The organism is Agrobacterium radiobacter, from assembly GCF_040801995.1.
Classification (GTDB): Bacteria; Pseudomonadota; Alphaproteobacteria; order Rhizobiales; family Rhizobiaceae; genus Agrobacterium; species Agrobacterium radiobacter.
This window is the reverse complement of the sequence record NZ_JBEGHX010000001.1, coordinates 2,466,790-2,482,955: the sequence shown is the minus strand read 5'-3', so window position 1 is coordinate 2,482,955 and position 16,166 is coordinate 2,466,790. Positions and strand designations below refer to the sequence as shown.

Annotated in this window: 19 protein-coding genes; 15 read left to right on the top strand and 4 right to left on the bottom strand. The window is 58.8% G+C overall.

Features of this window, described 5'->3' with window-relative positions:
• The 3 genes from cobA to MRBLRC7O_RS12220 all read left to right on the top strand — a co-directional run bounded on the left by cobA (nt 1) and on the right by MRBLRC7O_RS12220 (nt 3,570).
• Nucleotides 1–789, top strand: coding sequence for a uroporphyrinogen-III C-methyltransferase (gene cobA, locus MRBLRC7O_RS12230; RefSeq protein WP_020010742.1), 789 nt, complete (start codon nt 1–3; stop codon nt 787–789).
• Entirely contained in the window at nt 786–2,102 is a 1,317-nt protein-coding gene (locus tag MRBLRC7O_RS12225; RefSeq protein ID WP_003505266.1) for a cobyrinic acid a,c-diamide synthase CobB, read from the top strand. The genes cobA and MRBLRC7O_RS12225 overlap by 4 nt, the downstream gene beginning before the upstream one ends.
• A 223-nt stretch (nt 2,103–2,325) precedes the next feature.
• Nucleotides 2,326–3,570: a cytochrome-c peroxidase gene (locus tag MRBLRC7O_RS12220; RefSeq protein WP_035212854.1), complete on the top strand. Its 1,245-nt coding sequence runs from the start codon at nt 2,326–2,328 to the stop codon at nt 3,568–3,570.
• Here the strand turns inward: MRBLRC7O_RS12220 and leuB are convergent.
• From leuB to MRBLRC7O_RS12205, 3 genes are all read right to left on the bottom strand, one after another.
• Nucleotides 3,551–4,663 (bottom strand): 3-isopropylmalate dehydrogenase, encoded by a 1,113-nt coding sequence (gene leuB / locus MRBLRC7O_RS12215; protein ID WP_003505262.1) that lies wholly within the window; start codon nt 4,661–4,663, stop codon nt 3,551–3,553. The two genes, MRBLRC7O_RS12220 and leuB, sit on opposite strands and share 20 nt — an antisense overlap.
• 222 nt (nt 4,664–4,885) lie before the next feature.
• On the bottom strand, nt 4,886–5,491 hold the full coding sequence (gene leuD / locus MRBLRC7O_RS12210) for a 3-isopropylmalate dehydratase small subunit (protein ID WP_003505261.1): 606 nt from the start codon (nt 5,489–5,491) through the stop codon (nt 4,886–4,888).
• A 164-nt stretch (nt 5,492–5,655) separates the two neighbouring features.
• Nucleotides 5,656–5,886, bottom strand: coding sequence for a hypothetical protein (locus MRBLRC7O_RS12205; protein WP_003505260.1), 231 nt, complete (start codon nt 5,884–5,886; stop codon nt 5,656–5,658).
• Between the two features lie 110 nt (nt 5,887–5,996).
• Between MRBLRC7O_RS12205 and MRBLRC7O_RS12200 the strand changes: the two genes are divergently transcribed.
• Both MRBLRC7O_RS12200 and MRBLRC7O_RS12195 read left to right on the top strand, forming a co-directional pair.
• Nucleotides 5,997–6,908, top strand: coding sequence for an HpcH/HpaI aldolase/citrate lyase family protein (locus MRBLRC7O_RS12200; RefSeq protein ID WP_161974152.1), 912 nt, complete (start codon nt 5,997–5,999; stop codon nt 6,906–6,908).
• Nucleotides 6,905–7,111, top strand: a complete 207-nt coding sequence (locus MRBLRC7O_RS12195) for a DUF1737 domain-containing protein (RefSeq protein WP_080866492.1) — start codon at nt 6,905–6,907, stop codon at nt 7,109–7,111. Before MRBLRC7O_RS12200 ends, MRBLRC7O_RS12195 begins: the two co-directional genes overlap by 4 nt.
• 676 nt (nt 7,112–7,787) lie before the next feature.
• Here MRBLRC7O_RS12195 and MRBLRC7O_RS12190 read toward each other — a convergent pair.
• Complete coding sequence (locus tag MRBLRC7O_RS12190; RefSeq protein WP_080866490.1) at nt 7,788–8,228, bottom strand: metallopeptidase family protein; 441 nt, start codon at nt 8,226–8,228, stop codon at nt 7,788–7,790.
• 332 nt (nt 8,229–8,560) lie between these two features.
• Here MRBLRC7O_RS12190 and rplU point away from each other — a divergent pair, with 332 nt between their 5' ends.
• The 10 genes from rplU (at nt 8,561) to rlmH (ending at nt 16,047) form a co-directional block, all read left to right on the top strand.
• Nucleotides 8,561–8,875, top strand: a complete 315-nt coding sequence (rplU, locus tag MRBLRC7O_RS12185) for a 50S ribosomal protein L21 (protein ID WP_003492690.1) — start codon at nt 8,561–8,563, stop codon at nt 8,873–8,875.
• Between the two features lie 40 nt (nt 8,876–8,915).
• The gene (rpmA, locus tag MRBLRC7O_RS12180) at nt 8,916–9,185 is read left to right on the top strand and encodes a 50S ribosomal protein L27 (RefSeq protein WP_003492686.1); all 270 of its coding nucleotides are present in this window, start codon (nt 8,916–8,918) and stop codon (nt 9,183–9,185) included.
• A gap of 131 nt (nt 9,186–9,316) precedes the next feature.
• Nucleotides 9,317–9,949, top strand: coding sequence for a GNAT family N-acetyltransferase (locus tag MRBLRC7O_RS12175; RefSeq protein WP_003505256.1), 633 nt, complete (start codon nt 9,317–9,319; stop codon nt 9,947–9,949).
• Nucleotides 9,946–10,536: a GNAT family N-acetyltransferase gene (locus MRBLRC7O_RS12170; RefSeq protein WP_060727343.1), complete on the top strand. Its 591-nt coding sequence runs from the start codon at nt 9,946–9,948 to the stop codon at nt 10,534–10,536. Before MRBLRC7O_RS12175 ends, MRBLRC7O_RS12170 begins: the two co-directional genes overlap by 4 nt.
• Before the next feature lie 169 nt (nt 10,537–10,705).
• A complete protein-coding gene (gene obgE / locus MRBLRC7O_RS12165; RefSeq protein ID WP_065695302.1) occupies nt 10,706–11,776 on the top strand; it encodes a GTPase ObgE in 1,071 nt (356 codons plus the stop codon).
• On the top strand, nt 11,773–12,942 hold the full coding sequence (gene proB / locus MRBLRC7O_RS12160; protein WP_080866489.1) for a glutamate 5-kinase: 1,170 nt from the start codon (nt 11,773–11,775) through the stop codon (nt 12,940–12,942). The genes obgE and proB overlap by 4 nt, the downstream gene beginning before the upstream one ends.
• Nucleotides 12,935–14,221 carry a glutamate-5-semialdehyde dehydrogenase gene (locus tag MRBLRC7O_RS12155; RefSeq protein ID WP_035212838.1) on the top strand — a complete coding sequence of 429 codons (1,287 nt, stop codon included), beginning with the start codon at nt 12,935–12,937 and terminating at the stop codon, nt 14,219–14,221. Before proB ends, MRBLRC7O_RS12155 begins: the two co-directional genes overlap by 8 nt.
• Nucleotides 14,222–14,263: 42 nt before the next feature.
• Nucleotides 14,264–14,848, top strand: a complete 585-nt coding sequence (locus tag MRBLRC7O_RS12150) for a nicotinate-nucleotide adenylyltransferase (protein ID WP_050816429.1) — start codon at nt 14,264–14,266, stop codon at nt 14,846–14,848.
• A gap of 69 nt (nt 14,849–14,917) precedes the next feature.
• Nucleotides 14,918–15,406, top strand: a complete 489-nt coding sequence (gene rsfS, locus MRBLRC7O_RS12145; protein WP_003505248.1) for a ribosome silencing factor — start codon at nt 14,918–14,920, stop codon at nt 15,404–15,406.
• A gap of 158 nt (nt 15,407–15,564) precedes the next feature.
• Nucleotides 15,565–16,047, top strand: coding sequence for a 23S rRNA (pseudouridine(1915)-N(3))-methyltransferase RlmH (rlmH, locus tag MRBLRC7O_RS12140; RefSeq protein WP_003505246.1), 483 nt, complete (start codon nt 15,565–15,567; stop codon nt 16,045–16,047).
• Nucleotides 16,048–16,166 lie beyond the last annotated feature (119 nt).

The window sequence follows — 16,166 nt, the reverse complement described above, 5'->3', positions numbered from 1 at the left end:
ATGTCGATACCGCAGATTTTGAACAGCATTGCCGCAAAAGGTCCGGTCTTCCAGGCCGGTCACGTCTGGCTCGCGGGCGCAGGGCCGGGCGATGTGCGTTATCTGACGCTGGAAGTGGCGCTCGCGCTGTCTCAGGCCGACGTCATCGTGCGCGATGCTTTGGTGAGCGACGATGTCGTCGCTTTGGGTCCGCAGGCAGAGATTGTTTTTGCCGGTAAAAGGGGCGGCAAGCCTTCCGCAACGCAGGATGACATTACCGCTTCGCTGATCGATTTCGCCGGCCAAGGCAAAAAGGTGCTGCGGCTGAAGGGCGGCGATCCCTTTATTTTCGGGCGTGGCGGTGAAGAGGCGGAGGCGCTTGTCCATGCCGGCATTCCGTTTCGCATATTGCCTGGGATGACCTCGTCGTTCACAGCGCTTGCTTCAGCCCGCATTCCCGCCACCATGCGCGGCATCAGCCGCGCCGTGACTCTCGCCACGGGCCACGCAGCGGGCACGGAAGAGGATCTGGACTGGCTGGCGCTGGCGAAAACACGGGAACCCATCGTCGTTTACATGGGGCTGAAGAATATTGGCACGATCGCCGGTCTTCTGATGCAGGGCGGCCGTTCCGGCGAAACGCCGGTCGCCGTCATCATGTCGGCAACGACTGCGCTGGAGCGGATTTTCATCGGCAAGCTGGAAAGCATAGCTGACGATGCAATCAGGGAAAATTTCGAAGCGCCGGCTTTGATCGTTATCGGCGAGATTGTTTCGATGCGGGCGCGTCTTGGAGTCTCCGGCTCATGACGGCGCGGGCGATCATCATCGGTGCACCACGCTCCGGCTCCGGCAAGACCAGCGTGACCATCGGCCTGCTCCGGGCCTTTGCCCGACGCGGTATCAAGGTGCGCGGTATCAAGACGGGGCCGGATTACATCGATCCCGGTTTCCACACCTTCGCCACCGGCACACCGGGTCTTAATCTGGATAGCTGGGCCATGCGGCCAGACTTGCTGCGACATCTTTTTTCGCAACAGACGGAAGATGCGGAACTCGTTCTTATCGAAAGCGCCATGGGCCTGTTCGACGGCATTCCGGTTGCGGAAAATCGCACGGGTTCGGCGGCGGATCTGGCGCGGCTGTTCGGCATTCCCGTGCTGCTCGTGCTGGATGTGTCCGGTCAGTCGCAGACGGCCGCTGCCGTCGCCCATGGTTTTGCTCACTACGATCCGGCCGTTACCATGGCGGCGGTTGTGCTGAACCGGGCGGGCAGCGAAAGACATCGGACGCTGTGCACGGAAGCGATCGAAAAAATCGGCCTTCCCGTTGCCGGCTGCGTGCTGCGTGATCCTTCGCTCATCCTGCCCGAAAGGCATCTGGGGCTGGTGCAGGCCAGCGAACATCCGGAGATCGATGCACATATAGAACGACTGGCCGATGCGATGGAAAAATCCATCGATCTCGATGCCTTGCTTTCACTCGCCGCGCCGGTGGACGTGCCTTCAGGCTCGGTGGATGCGGCAATCGCACCGCCCGGTCAGCGTATCGCGCTGGCGGAGGATGCGGCGTTCACCTTCCTTTACCCGCATCTTAGGAAGCATTGGCAGGCGGCCGGGGCCGAGATCGTGCCGTTCTCACCGCTCGCGGATGAGGCGCCCGACGACAGCTGTGATATCTGCTGGCTGCCCGGCGGATATCCCGAGCTTTTTGCAGGGAAGCTTGCGGATGCGGCTGGTTTCAAGGCAGGTATTGCCCGCTTTGCCGCGACAAAGCCTGTGCATGGCGAGTGCGGTGGTTACATGGTGCTCGGCGAGGCATTGGAAGATGCGGATGGGGTGACCCACGCAATGACCGGACTTCTGTCGCATGCCACCAGCTTTGCGACGCGCAAGATGAATCTAGGCTACCGGCAGGCAACAATTGCGGCAAGCGGCCCGCTCGGCACGGCGGGGGATGTTCTGCGCGGCCATGAATTCCATTATGCGCGGGTTACTGATGCCGGCAGCGATGAGCCCTTCGCCCAGATTGCTGACGGGCAGGGTCGTCCGCTGGGGCCATCGGGCGGCAGGAGAGGATTTGTCTCAGGCACCTTTTTCCATGCCATCGCCAGAGGCGGTTGACCGTTAACGGCTTTGGTCCGTGGGACCTGCGGCAAAGTGGAGCAAGCTGCGAAAGTTTGTAGGCTTGGATAACGGGAAAGTGCTATAGATCATTTTATAGGGCATGGAAGAGCGGAGTTGTCTGCCGTGATCCATGTTCGGTGAAGCGCAGCCGGACCGAAAGCCGCTTTATATTTCCCGGTCCGAACCTGCCCTCGCGCATTCATATCGAGCGTGCCTACCGATGATGAAACCCGGATTTTTTGTCTCTGCCGCTCTCGCTGCGACCATTTTGCTGGCCCCTTTGGGAACCGACGGCACGGCCGTCCACGGCGGTGAAGATTACGCAACGCTGGAAAAGCTGGGTGCGGCGCTGTTCGACGATCCCAACCTTTCGATGAACCGCACCATGGCCTGTTCCACCTGCCATATGCAGGCTGCCGGTTTTTCCGATGCGCGGGAGAGCGAAAAGGTCGGGCGGGACGTCTCTCTCGGCGACGATGGGATTTCGCTGGGCGACCGCAATGCGCCGACTGCAGCTTATGCCCGCTTCACGCCGCCTTTCGGCAGGAATGCGGCGGGCGAGTATGTCGGCGGGCAATTCTGGGATGGCCGCGCCTCTCTGCTCGAAGATCAGGCGGGCGGTCCGCCGCTTAATCCCCTCGAAATGGGCATGCCGGACAAGACCTCGGTCGTCAAACGGCTCCGGGAAAACCCGGATTATGTCGCGGCTTTCGGCACGCAGTTCGGCAAGGATGTTTTTGAGAGCGACGACACTGCCTATGCCGCGATGACGAAGGCGCTGGCGAGCTTCGAGCGCTCCGATGAATTTTCCACCTTCGATTCCAAATATGATCGTTTCCTGCGTGGTGAGGAGAAGCTGACCGAGCAGGAAGAGCTGGGTCGGGTCCTGATCTCCTCGACGCAATTCACCAATTGCAATACCTGCCACGAAATCCGCGGCGCCAAGGGGCTGGAAGACGGCCTCTTCACCAACCACAAATATTTCAACATCGGCGTTCCAGCCAACACGGCGGTGAGAGCCGCCAACGGCTCGAAGCCGGATGCGGTCGATCTCGGGCTCGCGCAAAATCCTGTTGTGGCCGGCGATCCGGCTGAGCGCGGCAAGTTCAAGGTGCCGACATTGCGCAACGTCGCCGTTACCGCTCCCTACATGCACAACGGGGTGTTCAGAGACCTGCGCACGGTGGTGCTGTTTTATGTAAAATACAAAAGCAAGAAACCCAGCCGCCAGATCAACCCGGAAACCGGCAAGACGTGGGATGCGCCGGAAGTGCCTGAAAATATCGCCATGACGGAACTGACATCCGCACCGGCGCTGGACGACAAGCGTGTGGACGCCATTGTCGCATTTCTGAAGACGCTGACTGACAAAAGATATGAGCATCTTCTGCCGAAAGAAGATGGACAGGCGAACGTGCCGCCTGCCCAGCCGGTTTCGTCAAGCGTTACGCCGAAAGCGCCTTGAATTCGGCGAGAACCGCGTCGCCCATTTCGGAGGTGCCGACCTGGCGGCTGCCCTCGGCCATGATGTCGGCGGTGCGGATGCCCTTGTCGAGCACGTTTGCGATTGCGGTTTCGAGCTTTGTCGCCTCATCCACCATGTTGAACGAGTAGCGAAGGCACATGGCAAAGGACGCGATCATGGCGATGGGGTTGGCGATGCCCTTGCCGGCAATGTCAGGGGCCGAACCATGGACCGGCTCATACATGGCCTTGCGCTTGCTGGTCTTGGCGTCAGGTGCGCCGAGAGAGGCCGAGGGCAGCATGCCGAGCGAGCCGGTGAGCATGGCGGCGACGTCGGAGAGCATGTCGCCGAAGAGGTTGTCGGTGACGATCACGTCAAACTGCTTGGGCTTGCGCACCAGCTGCATGCCGCCGGCATCGGCCAGCATATGTTCCAGCTGAACGTCCTTGTATTTTGCGGCGTGGGTTTCGGTGACGACCTGGTTCCACAAAACGCCTGATTTCATGACGTTGCGCTTTTCCATCGAGCAGACGCGGTTGTCACGGGTGCGGGCCAGTTCGAAAGCGACGCTGGCGATGCGCTCGATTTCGAACGTATCGTAGATCTGCGTGTCGATGCCGCGCTTCTGGCCGTTGCCGAGATCGATGATCTGCTTCGGTTCGCCGAAATAAACGCCGCCGGTCAGTTCACGGACGATGAGGATATCGAGACCCTCGACCAGCTCCGGCTTCAGCGAGGAAGCGGCAGCGAGCGCCGGGTAGCAGATGGCGGGGCGCAGATTGGCGAAAAGTTCGAGATCCTTGCGCAGGCGCAGCAAGCCGGCTTCCGGGCGGTGCTCGTAGGGCACGCCATCCCATTTCGGGCCGCCAACGGCGCCGAACAGGATCGCATCGGCGGCAAGCGCCTTTTCCATATCCGCATCGGAAATAGCCACGCCATGGGCGTCGTAGGCAGAGCCGCCGACGAGGCCTTCCGAGACAGTGAAGCCGGCATTGTGCGCGCTGTTCATATAATCGATCAGCTTGCGGACCTCGGCCATGGCTTCGGGGCCGATACCGTCACCGGGCAGCAGGAAAAGCGAACGGACTGTCATGAGAACCCTCCTTGGGCGGCGCGCCGGAAAACATCACGAAGGGTTTTCGGTTGCGGCGAGCGCGGCGTCAAACTCGTTTCCGTCCTGCAGATGCAAAGTCTTATCGCAGCCGGACGGGATCGTGGGCTTCTTATCTCTGCCTCAACGGCTTTTCAAGCAAAGCAAAAGCCGATCCGGTACGGTTTGGTACGGGATCGGCTTTTTTGACGAGCGGAAATGTTGTCAGGCCCAGGGGCGGACCGAGGCGTTCGCCTTTTCGAACGTGTCGATGGCGCTGGAATGTTCGAGCGTCAGGCCGATATCATCAAGCCCGTTCAGCATGCAGTGACGCTTGAACTCATCGATCTCGAAGGTAATCGTGCCGCCATCGGGGCCGCTGATTTCCTGGCGTTCCAGATCAATCGACAGAACGGCGTTCGATCCGCGCGACGCATCGTCCAGCAGCTTTTCGAGGTTCTCGGGGCTGACGACGACAGGCAGAATGCCGTTCTTGAAACAGTTATTGTAGAAGATGTCGGCGAAGCTGGTGGAGATCACGCAGCGGATGCCGAAATCGAGAAGCGCCCATGGCGCATGTTCGCGTGAGGAGCCGCAACCGAAATTGTCGCCGGCGACAAGGATCTGGGCGTTCTGATAAGCGGGTTTGTTCAGCACGAAATCCGGATTGGGCGAGCCATCCTCAAGATAACGCGACTCGGCAAAGAGGCCCTTGCCAAGGCCGGTGCGCTTGATGGTCTTCAGATAGTCTTTCGGAATGATCATATCGGTGTCGATATTGACCACCGGCATGGGCGCGGCAACGCCCGTCAGCTTGGTGAATTTTTCCATCTGTCGCTTCCCGTGTTTCCCTTGAACATAATCCGGCGCGGACAGGCCTGCCGGATATTTTCAGCCGGGAAATACCGCAAAATTAAGCGCTTTAGAAGCGCAAACCCGCGTTCTTCGGTACGCCGTGTGTGGCGCGCTGGCATTTTTGCCGATTTGAGACGATCTCAGAGATCGATAATCGTGCCCTTACCGTCGTTCCAGACGCGCATATCACGCTGGTTACGGGGCTTGACCGGAATGGGGGCCGGCTTCAAACGCGCAGAAAGCAGGCGGGCAGCGCTGAGAACCGCGAGCACGCCGACAAAAGCGACCGTAAGCGACGCGGTGAAAAGGGCGACTATCGCCAGAACTGCAATGCCGGATGCGGCGATGAAAAACGAACGTATGCCTTGCATGATCCAAACCTTTCTATCCAGACGAATGTGGGCCTTCTTCTTCCGGCTTGCAAGAGGATTCAGTGGATTGTCAGCTTGCAGATGTCACAAAAGCTTGACACAAGTGCGGCATGGTCGATTTTTCCGAAAATATTCTTGTGAGACCGCGCCGTTCGCTGCTGTCAGTTCCGGCCATTAATGTCCGGGCGCTGGAAAAAATCCGCGATCTCGATTGTGACGGGGTGATCCTCGATCTGGAGGATTCCGTCGCGCCCGATATGAAGGGCAAGGCGCGGGACAATCTGGAAAAGCTGTTTTTGGGGCAGCCTTTTAGCGGGCGGGAAACCGTTATCCGCATCAATCCGCTTTCGACGCCCGATGGAAAGGCGGATTTGCAGCTCGTGCTTTCCTGCCGGCCGGATGCGGTTCTTTTGCCGAAGGTGGAACAGCCGGCCGATATCAATGAAGTGGCCGATCTTCTGGCTGAGGCGGATGCGCCGGAGCGCCTGAAAATCTGGGCGATGATCGAAACGCCGCTTGGTGTGCTGAATGCCGCCTCGATTGCTGACGCGGCCCATACGCCGGATGCGCGGCTTGCGGCTTTTGTCATTGGGCTCAACGACCTGCGCAAGGAAACGCGGGTTCCGGCCCTCCCAGGACGCACCTATCTCGTACCGTGGATGATGCAGGTGGTGCTTGCCGCCCGCGCCTACGGGCTCGACGTCATCGACAGCGTCTCGAACGACTTTCGCGATATCGCCGCTTTCGAAGCCGAATGTGAGCAGGGTCGCGCCATGGGGTTCGATGGCAAGATGTTGATCCACCCGGCCCAGATCGAGCCGGCCAACGGGCGCTTCGCGCCGGACGAGGCGGCGGTCGCGGAAGCGCGCGAGATCATTGCCGCTTTCGCAAAACCGGAATCTGTGGAATTGAACGTCATCAACATGAACGGTCGCATGATCGAGCGGCTGCATGTGGTTGAGGCCGAAAGGCTGGTCGCCATGGCCGATATCATCGCACAAAGAAAGGCAAACAGGACGTGAAGGTCTATCGTTTCATAACCGGTCCCGACGACGCGAAATTCTGTCACCGGGTGACCGAGGCGCTGAACAAGGGCTGGGAACTCGCGGGTTCGCCGAGCTATGCCTTCAACGCCGCAAGCGGCGTCATGCATTGCGGCCAGGCCGTGACCAAGGTGGTCGAGGGCAAGGAATACCACCCGGACATCAAGCTCGGCGAGCAGTGATCTGAAGTAGAAAATCGAGTGATTCGGGTCCGTCGATCTGATTCTCTCGATTTTCTTGTTTGTTACTGAAACAAAACGAATATTAGGGCGTATTATTCACAGCCCTTGTTCGAAATGCGCGAAAATACATTAAGTGTATGTTTTTAAAATATAAAATTTGCAAATCTCATCGTGTCTTGAGATGAAATTGCCGTTGTACATAAAGTGAACAGATACGGCCTATCGCCCTAAGCTTGACTCAAAATATCGAGTCCCAACATATATTTACGAGCTCGGGGGCGGTCTCTGAGCTGGCACGACAAAGCCGAGGGTGCAACCTCGGCTCCGTGTCGAAACCACAATATCTTGGAAAGCTTGCGGATCAGCATATACACGGAGCAAAATACGCTCACAGACTCTTCTGTCAAGTTTGTCCAAGGTTGAAAACCTAACAGGACAATCACATGCATCAACAGTCTTATAAATTGACCGAAAAAGACGCGGTAGAAATTTGGTTACGGTACTGGGGTGGTGAGTTTCAGCACCACATTGCAGCTTCTTACGGCGTAAACCCGGGGCGGGTTAATGAAGTGATTAAGCGCAAACGTCTTGTGGGTAGCGAGACGGTTGCACTTTCAATGAGACGCGACCACTAGTGGCTTGAGGGTCGGCACCATAGTTTTTCGGTGCCGGTCTTTTAACGTTCGGCGGCGGCCTCGTCTGCGCTTTCTTCGATCCGTTCCATGTCGTCATCCGACAGGCCGAAATGATGGCCGATTTCATGGATCAGGACATGGGTGATGATATCGCCCAGCGTCTCCTCATTTTCGGCCCAGTAGTCGAGAATGGGGCGGCGATAAAGCGTGATGCGGTTCACCATCTCGCCCGTTTCCATGGTGAAACGTTCGGAGATGCCGCGTCCTTCGAATAATCCGAGAAGGTCGAAAGGCGTTTCGAGAGCCATGTCCTCGAACACGTCATCGGTCGGAAAATCGGCGATCTCGATGATGAGATCCTTCGTTAATGCGCGAAATTCTTCCGGCAGGTGGCCATATGCCTCGATCGCAAGCGACTCGAAGGCGGAAATTGTCGGCGCATGGCGGTCCCGCCAATCGTCGGTCTGGTCTATGCGGGCCATTTCTGCTCCTTGTTGGAAGGCCCATATAAACACTTGCTGGGCAAATTTCGAGACCTGACTGCTTCACCCGCCGAAAAAGCATGAAATTCTTGGCGTTACAGTTACTTTTCGGGCCGTCGTCATCTTGACATAAACTGGCGTCTCGCGTAATCGGCACCCAAATTGATGGCGTAATGCGCCTTCCGTTTATTCCGCCCCTTAAAAGGCGACTTCACCGGCAGACATTCAAAGGGACATTCTGTTCCCAAGGGTTTCTACCAAATTCCGACTGATAAAAAGACGGCCAGCTTGCATTTGCGGGCAGAGCCGGAACGAACATGAAAGGATAAAAAATGTTCGCAGTCATCAAGACCGGCGGTAAGCAGTACCGCGTAGCGGCCGACGCCGTGCTGACCATCGAAAAGCTGGAAGCAGAGGCGGGCGCAACTGTAGAATTCACCGAAGTTCTCGTTGTTGGCGAAGGCGCCGACGCCAAGTTCGGTGCTCCCTTTGTCAAGGGCGCCATCGTCAAGGCTGAAGTTGTCGAGCACAATCGCGGCAAGAAGGTCATCGCCTTCAAGAAGCGTCGTCGTCAGAACTCCAAGCGTTCGCGCGGCCATCGTCAGCATCACACTGTCGTCCGCATCACGGACATCGTTGCTGCCTGATCGGCGCGACACGGGAAACAAGGTTTAAAGGAGAACTCCAATGGCACACAAAAAAGCTGGCGGTTCCTCGCGTAACGGTCGCGATTCCGAATCCAAGCGCCTTGGCGTAAAGAAGTTCGGCGGCGAAGCTGTCATTCCAGGCAACATTATTCTGCGTCAGCGCGGCACGCAGTGGCATCCGGGCGCCAATGTTGGCATCGGCAAGGACCACACGATTTTCGCACTGACCGCAGGTAACGTGAACTTCCGTACGAAGGCCAACGGCCGCGTATTTGTATCCGTGGCTCCGAAAGCGGAAGCCGCAGAATAAGCCGGTAAGCGTCATATGCAGCCGGTGTCCCATCGACCCGGCTGAGACGTATCAGGTTCAGTCAAGAAAACAGGGGAGATGGGGCACCACCCAACTCCCCTTTTTCTTTAACCTCATGGAGGGACTGAACCATGCAAGCTGAATTGTTGAGGGTTGACCAATCACGGTCACCCGAAGAGCGGCCGAGGCCCGATCGGTCAAGGAGCGATTGCCCCGTTTTACTGTCGCAGAGGCTGGTTTTACGCAAGCCTCACGAAGAAGACATCGACGCCCTTGCCCATCTCGCCAACAATGCCAATATCGCGACCATGGTGTCGCGTATGCCGCACCCTTACACGGCCAAAGACGCCGCGGATTTTGTGCGACGCTCCAAAGCTGGCGAGATTGGCAAGTGCGTCTATGCGATTACCCGCATGGACAATGGCGAGTTTCTGGGCTGCTGCGCGCTCGAACCCCAGGAAGACGAAAAGACGCTGGAAATCGGTTACTGGCTGGGGGAACCCTACTGGAACCGGGGCTACATGACGGAAGCCGCGCATGCGCTGATCGACATGGCCTTCCGCACGCGTGAAATCGACCAGATCGATGCTCGTTGCCGGGTCACCAACATCGCTTCGCGCCGCGTCATCCAGAAGTGCGGTTTCCAGTTTCAGGGTTCCGGCATGGTCGGTTCGCTGGCGCTCGGCGGCATGGTGCCGGTCGAATGGTACCGGCTGGACCGCAAGACCTGGGTTTCGCTGAAGAGCTGGGGGGACATGGGATGAGTGCGCTCGAACTGACCCGCCGCCGGGCTGCTACGTCAGTGGCGCCGCCCGGCCCCTGCCCCGTCATCGAGACGCGGCGTCTGGTGCTGCGGCCGCAGCGGCTTTCCGATGCCGGCAGCATTGCGGAATCGCTTGGCGATTTTGCTGTGACGAGGATGCTCGCTCGTGTTCCGGCGCCCTATCATAAGCAGGATGCGCTGGAATGGTTGGTCCTGCGCACCTCAGGCACCCTGCCCGACTGGGATTTCGCCATTACCAGTGGCGACGATACCCTCATCGGCGTCGTCTCGGTGGAATTGCGGCACGGCGAGTGGCATCTCGGCTACTGGCTCAACCGCTTCTACTGGGGCAAGGGTTACATGACCGAGGCGGTGGCTGGCGTGGTCGAGCGGTTCTTCCGCCGCATGCCGGGCGTGACCCTTCATTCCGGCGTGTTTGCGGATAATCCCGCTTCGCTGCGGGTGCAGGAAAAACTCGGCTTCCGGGTGACCGGCTGCCACCAGATCTACGCCACGGCGCGCGCCGCCATGGTGGCGCATATCGACACGATGATCACGGCTGAGGATTTTATCCGGCCGCATCGCTGACAATCAAAACAAGGCCGGTTTGCACCAAACCGGCCTTGTCTCGCGCAGGGGCTTCCCGCACGATAGTCTTTGACCTTGTGAAGAAGCGCTTGTATTCGAAACGACGATATTTTTGTTTGGCGCAACGCGATTGGCGGCTGTGCCCGCAAACCGATAGAACGGCAGTCCGATGAAATTTCTCGATGAAGCAAAAGTCTATATCAAGTCCGGTGATGGCGGCGCAGGCGCGGTGTCTTTCCGGCGCGAAAAATTCATCGAATTTGGTGGTCCTGACGGTGGTGATGGCGGACGCGGCGGCGATGTCTGGATTGAGGTCGTCAACGGTCTCAACACGCTGATCGACTTCCGTTTTCAGCAGCATTTCAAGGCCTCGATCGGGCAGCACGGCATGGGCAAGACCCGCAACGGCGCCAAGGGCGCGGATGTGGTGCTGAAGGTGCCTGTTGGTACCCAGATATTTGAGGAAGACAATGAGACGCTGATCATCGACCTCACCAAGGAAGGCCAGCGCTTTCGTCTCGCCGCCGGCGGTAATGGCGGTTTCGGCAATGCCTATTTCAAGTCTTCGACCAATCAGGCGCCCACCCATGCCAATCCGGGTCTTGCAGGCGAAGAAAAGACGGTCTGGCTTCGCCTGAAGCTGATCGCCGATGCCGGTCTTGTTGGATTGCCGAATGCGGGTAAATCCACATTCCTCGCGACCGTGACCCGCGCGCGGCCGAAGATCGCCAATTATCCCTTTACCACCCTCCATCCGAACCTCGGCGTGGCGACCATCGACGGCCGCGAATTCGTGCTGGCCGATATTCCCGGCCTCATCGAAGGCGCGCATGAGGGCGTGGGCATTGGTGACCGCTTCCTCGGCCATGTGGAGCGCACCCGCGTGCTTCTGCATCTGGTTTCCGCACAGGAAGAAAAGGTCGGCAAGGCCTATAAGACTGTCAAGGCCGAGCTGGACGCCTATGGTGGCGGGCTGACCGACAAGCCGGAAATCGTGGCGCTGTCACAGATCGACGTGCTCGATGAAAAAGAACTGAAAAAGAAGGCGAAGGAACTGGAAAAGGCCTGCGGCCGTCCGCCGCTTCTTCTGTCTGCCGCCGCGCATATCGGCATGACGGAAGCGCTGCGCGCCCTTCGCGACATCATCGTTTCGGCAAGCGAGGGCGGGGAGACTGCCCTGCCCGACAGGTCCATGCCGCATGAGGATAGCGAGGCCGAAGAAGAGGACGACCGCCTATGAGCCTGACGCGCAAGCCGCTGGCGAGCCACCATCGGATCGTGATCAAGATCGGGTCGGCGCTTCTGGTGGACCGAAAGACCGGTCTGAAGAAAGACTGGCTGGATGCCATCTGCGAAGATATCGCTGCGCTGAAGAAAAACGGCGCGGATGTCCAGGTCGTGTCTTCGGGCGCCATCGCGCTTGGGCGTACCGTGCTTGGCCTGCCTTCTGGTGCATTGAAGCTGGAGGAAAGCCAGGCGGCGGCGGCGGTTGGTCAGATCGCGCTGGCGCGGGCGTGGTCGGAAAGCCTGTCGCGGCATGAAATCGTTGCAGGCCAGATTCTGCTGACGCTCTCCGATACCGAGGAGCGTCGCCGTTATCTCAATGCGCGCGCCACCATCAACCAGTTGCTGAAGATCGGCGCTATCCCGATCATCAATGAAAACGATACGGTTGCGACCACCGAAATCCGTTATGGCGACAATGACCGTCTGGCAGCGCGTGTGGCGACCATGACGGGTGCCGATCTTCTGGTGCTGCTTTCGGATATTGACGGACTTTATACGGCTCCGCCGCATCTCGATCCGGACGCGAAATTCCTTGAGACGATCGCTGATATCACCCCCGAGATAGAAGCCATGGCAGGTGGTGCGGCCTCCGAGTTGTCGCGCGGTGGCATGCGCACCAAGATCGATGCGGGCAAGATTGCAACCGCTGCCGGTTGCGGCATGATCATTGCGTCAGGCAAAACGCTCAATCCGCTGAAGGCCATCGAAAACGGCGCGCGCTCCTCGTGGTTTGCACCATCAGGCACGCCGGTGACGGCACGCAAGACCTGGATTGCCGGGCAATTGCAGCCGGCCGGTGAAATCCATGTGGATGCCGGCGCGGAAAAGGCGCTCTATGCCGGAAAAAGCCTGCTTCCCGCGGGTGTGCGACTGGTGAAGGGCAATTTCGGCCGTGGGGATGCAATCGCCATTATCGGTGCGGAAGGCCGGGAAGTCGCTCGTGGTCTTGCGGGCTACGATGCGGAAGAGGCGCGCCTTATCATCGGTCACAAGTCCAACGAGATCGAGGCGATCCTCGGTTATGTCGGGCGCGCGGCCATGATCCATCGCGACGATCTCGTGATGACCGGCGCCGCCGTCAAAATTAAACATGCAAAGAAGGATGAGGTCCATGCCTGAACAGGCCGTGAAGCAGAGCCATGACATCGATGCGCTGATGATCACCATCGGCGCTCAGGCGAAAGCTGCTTCACGACCGTTGTCCATCGCCGGCACGGACCAGAAGAACCGTGCGCTGCTCGCCATGGCCTCCGCCATCGAGGCGTCGAAGGAGGCGATCCTTGCCGCCAACAGGAAGGATCTGACCGCAGCCGAGAGCGCCGGTCTTGCTGCTTCTTTCGTTGACAGGCTCACGCTCAACGATGCCCGCATCGCCGGCATTGCTGAAGGTATTCGCTCGGTTGCGGCGCTGTCCGATCCGGTCGCCGAAGTCATTGCCGCCTGGGATCGCCCCAACGGGCTTAAGATCGAGCGCGTGCGTACGCCGCTTGGCGTCATCGGCGTGATCTACGAAAGCCGCCCGAATGTGACGGCGGACGCCGGTGCTTTGTGCCTCAAGGCGGGCAATGCCGTCATCCTGCGCGGCGGCTCGGATTCGCAACATTCATCGCGTGCTATTCATGCCTGCCTCGTGGAGGGGCTGAAGATTGCCGGTCTTCCCGAGCATGCCATTCAGCTGGTGCCGGTGACCGACCGTGCGGCCGTCGGCGCGCTTCTCAGCGGCCTGAACGGCACTGTTGATGTCATCGTGCCGCGCGGCGGCAAGAGCCTCGTGGCTAGGGTGCAGTCGGAAGCCCGCGTGCCGGTCTTTGCGCATCTGGAAGGCATCTGCCACATCTATGTCGACAAATCCGCCGATCTCGACATGGCAAAACGTATCGTCGTTAACGCCAAGATGAGACGCACCGGCATTTGCGGCGCGGCTGAGACATTGCTGGTGGATGCCGCTGCCGTTTCCACGCATCTCGAGCCGCTCGTCAAAGCCTTGATCGAAGCTGGCTGCGAAGTGCGCGGTTCGCAAGCTGTTCGTGATGTGGTGGCGGGTCTGGTGCCGGCAACGGAAGAGGACTGGCGCACCGAATATCTCGACGCAATCATTTCGGTTGCTGTGGTGGAGGGCATTTCCGGTGCGATAGAGCATATCGGCACCTATTCGTCCAACCATACCGAGGCGGTGATCGCCGAGGACTCTGACGTGGTTGAGCGGTTCTTCAACGAACTCGATTCGGCCATTCTGCTGCACAATGCCTCGACGCAATTTGCCGATGGCGGCGAATTCGGCATGGGTGCGGAAATCGGCATCGCCACCGGCAAGATGCATGCGCGGGGTCCCGTTGGCGTCGAGCAGCTCACCTCGTTCAAATACCGGGTGCATGGCACCGGCCAGACACGGACCTGATATTTGCCCGCTGATAAGCGCCTCGACAGACGTTATCTCACCATGCCGCATGTGGAACGCGGCATGGTCGTCGGGCTTTTCGGCGGCTCCTTCAATCCCCCCCATGCAGGCCACGCGCTTGTGGCCGAGATTGCGCTGCGCAGGCTGGGTCTCGATCAGCTCTGGTGGATCGTCACGCCGGGCAACCCGCTGAAAAGCCGTTCGGAGTTGGCGTCCCTCGAAGATCGCATCGCGGCCTGCGAAAAGCTGGTCCACGATCCACGCATCAAGGTGACGGCTTTCGAGAAAACGCTGGGGATGAGCTATACGGCCAATACACTCGCGAAGGTGAAGGCAAAAAATCCGCACGTCCGCTTCATCTGGGTCATGGGTGCCGACAATCTGAAGAGTTTTCACCATTGGCAGAAATGGCGCACCATAGCCGAGACTTTTCCAATCGCGGTGATCGATCGACCGGGTTCGACCCTGTCCTACCTCTCCTCCACCATGGCGCAGGCCTTCAGCCAGGCGCGGATAGATGAGGACGATGCCGGGGTTCTGTGGAAAAAACGCGCTCCCGCCTGGGTTTTCATTCACGGACCGCGTTCTACGCTCAGTTCCACGGCGCTGCGCAACGGCCGTAAATGACAGCTCCGATCACAAATGATGTATGCGGCTGATGTTGAAGTGCCCATATCTTGAAAAGTTAATGCTTTGATGCCACCTTCATTGTGTGACGCAGAGAATCGCGTCGCGCAGTGCCTGTTTTGTCATTCTTGGAAAGGAAAACCTCTGACAACAGTACACGCCAAGGGAAAAGCATTTGTTGCTATCCCGAAGGGTCAGGACAGTGGCGCCGATGCCGCCGGCCATGCCCTCGAAACCGTCCTCGCGAGCCTCGAGGACTCCAAGGCTGAAGATATCGTCTCTCTCAACATTGCCGGAAAATCGGCGCTTGCGGACTACATGGTTGTGGTCTCCGGGCGATCGAACAGGCATGTCTCGGCGATTTGCGAGCATCTTCTGAAAGACATGAAGGATGAAGGGTTCGGAAACGCCCGCGTCGAAGGTCTCGAGACCGGAGACTGGGTGCTGATCGATACCGGCGACATCATCGTTCATGTGTTCCGCCCGGAAATCCGCGCCTTCTACAACATTGAAAAAATGTGGGCGACGCCGGATATGCCGGAAGAGACGCTGCATTGATGCGGTGAGCCTTTGAGCGAGTGCATCGTTTCTGCCGAAGATCAATCTGACTTCGGAAACGGTGCCTCTGACCGGAAATCAGACCGGCCGCATAGGAATCCGCAGGCTATGCTGTTAAGAGCGGGACCCTGTTGGGTCACGACGAATGCAGGTTTGCGATGCGGATTTCAATTTTTGCGGTGGGACGGCTGAAATCCGGCCCTGAAAAGGATCTTGCGGCCCGTTATATCGAGCGTCTGGCAAAGACCGGCCCGGCGATCGGGCTGGAGTTTTCGCGGGTGATCGAGGTGGGTGAAAGCCGTGCTTCCAATGCCGAGACCCGCAAACGCGAAGAAGCCGCGATGCTGGAGAAACATCTGGCCGATGGCGCTGTCCTCGTCCTGTTGGACGAGCGCGGAAAGGCACTTGATAGTCCCGCCTTTGCTTCATTTTTTGGCGATCTGCGTGATAGCGGCAAACGTGACCTTGTGATCGCCATTGGCGGGGCAGATGGGCTTGACCCCGCGCTTTACGACAGGGCGGCGGCCGTTCTCAATCTCGGCAAGCTGACATGGCCGCATCAGATCGTTCGTATCCTGATTGCCGAGCAGCTCTATCGGGCTGTCACGATCCTCTCCGGCCATCCCTATCACCGCGCCTGAACGGGTTTCCTTTCGGGGAATTGTCTCAATTTCAACATGAAGCTCCGCGACACCGCTGACTGCGGACGACTTTGGCGGCGGCCTTTCTCAGGCCTCTTGGAAGATCGCGGCAAAATCCC

Excerpts from the sequence above, each read along its gene's own strand:
- obgE (WP_065695302.1), top strand. The coding sequence starts at position 10,706 with ATGAAATTTCTCGATGAAGCAAAAGTCTATATCAAGTCCGGTGATGGC.
- MRBLRC7O_RS12150 (WP_050816429.1), top strand. The coding sequence starts at position 14,264 with ATGCCGCATGTGGAACGCGGCATGGTCGTCGGGCTTTTCGGCGGCTCC.
- cobA (WP_020010742.1), top strand. The coding sequence starts at position 1 with ATGTCGATACCGCAGATTTTGAACAGCATTGCCGCAAAAGGTCCGGTC.
- MRBLRC7O_RS12170 (WP_060727343.1), top strand. The coding sequence starts at position 9,946 with ATGAGTGCGCTCGAACTGACCCGCCGCCGGGCTGCTACGTCAGTGGCG.
- MRBLRC7O_RS12225 (WP_003505266.1), top strand. The coding sequence starts at position 786 with ATGACGGCGCGGGCGATCATCATCGGTGCACCACGCTCCGGCTCCGGC.
- leuD (WP_003505261.1), bottom strand. The coding sequence starts at position 5,491 with ATGGAAAAATTCACCAAGCTGACGGGCGTTGCCGCGCCCATGCCGGTG.
- rlmH (WP_003505246.1), top strand. The coding sequence starts at position 15,565 with ATGCGGATTTCAATTTTTGCGGTGGGACGGCTGAAATCCGGCCCTGAA.
- rplU (WP_003492690.1), top strand. The coding sequence starts at position 8,561 with ATGTTCGCAGTCATCAAGACCGGCGGTAAGCAGTACCGCGTAGCGGCC.
- MRBLRC7O_RS12220 (WP_035212854.1), top strand. The coding sequence starts at position 2,326 with ATGATGAAACCCGGATTTTTTGTCTCTGCCGCTCTCGCTGCGACCATT.
- MRBLRC7O_RS12200 (WP_161974152.1), top strand. The coding sequence starts at position 5,997 with ATGGTCGATTTTTCCGAAAATATTCTTGTGAGACCGCGCCGTTCGCTG.
- rsfS (WP_003505248.1), top strand. The coding sequence starts at position 14,918 with ATGCCACCTTCATTGTGTGACGCAGAGAATCGCGTCGCGCAGTGCCTG.
- MRBLRC7O_RS12155 (WP_035212838.1), top strand. The coding sequence starts at position 12,935 with ATGCCTGAACAGGCCGTGAAGCAGAGCCATGACATCGATGCGCTGATG.
- rpmA (WP_003492686.1), top strand. The coding sequence starts at position 8,916 with ATGGCACACAAAAAAGCTGGCGGTTCCTCGCGTAACGGTCGCGATTCC.
- proB (WP_080866489.1), top strand. The coding sequence starts at position 11,773 with ATGAGCCTGACGCGCAAGCCGCTGGCGAGCCACCATCGGATCGTGATC.
- MRBLRC7O_RS12190 (WP_080866490.1), bottom strand. The coding sequence starts at position 8,228 with ATGGCCCGCATAGACCAGACCGACGATTGGCGGGACCGCCATGCGCCG.
- MRBLRC7O_RS12175 (WP_003505256.1), top strand. The coding sequence starts at position 9,317 with ATGCAAGCTGAATTGTTGAGGGTTGACCAATCACGGTCACCCGAAGAG.
- leuB (WP_003505262.1), bottom strand. The coding sequence starts at position 4,663 with ATGACAGTCCGTTCGCTTTTCCTGCTGCCCGGTGACGGTATCGGCCCC.
- MRBLRC7O_RS12205 (WP_003505260.1), bottom strand. The coding sequence starts at position 5,886 with ATGCAAGGCATACGTTCGTTTTTCATCGCCGCATCCGGCATTGCAGTT.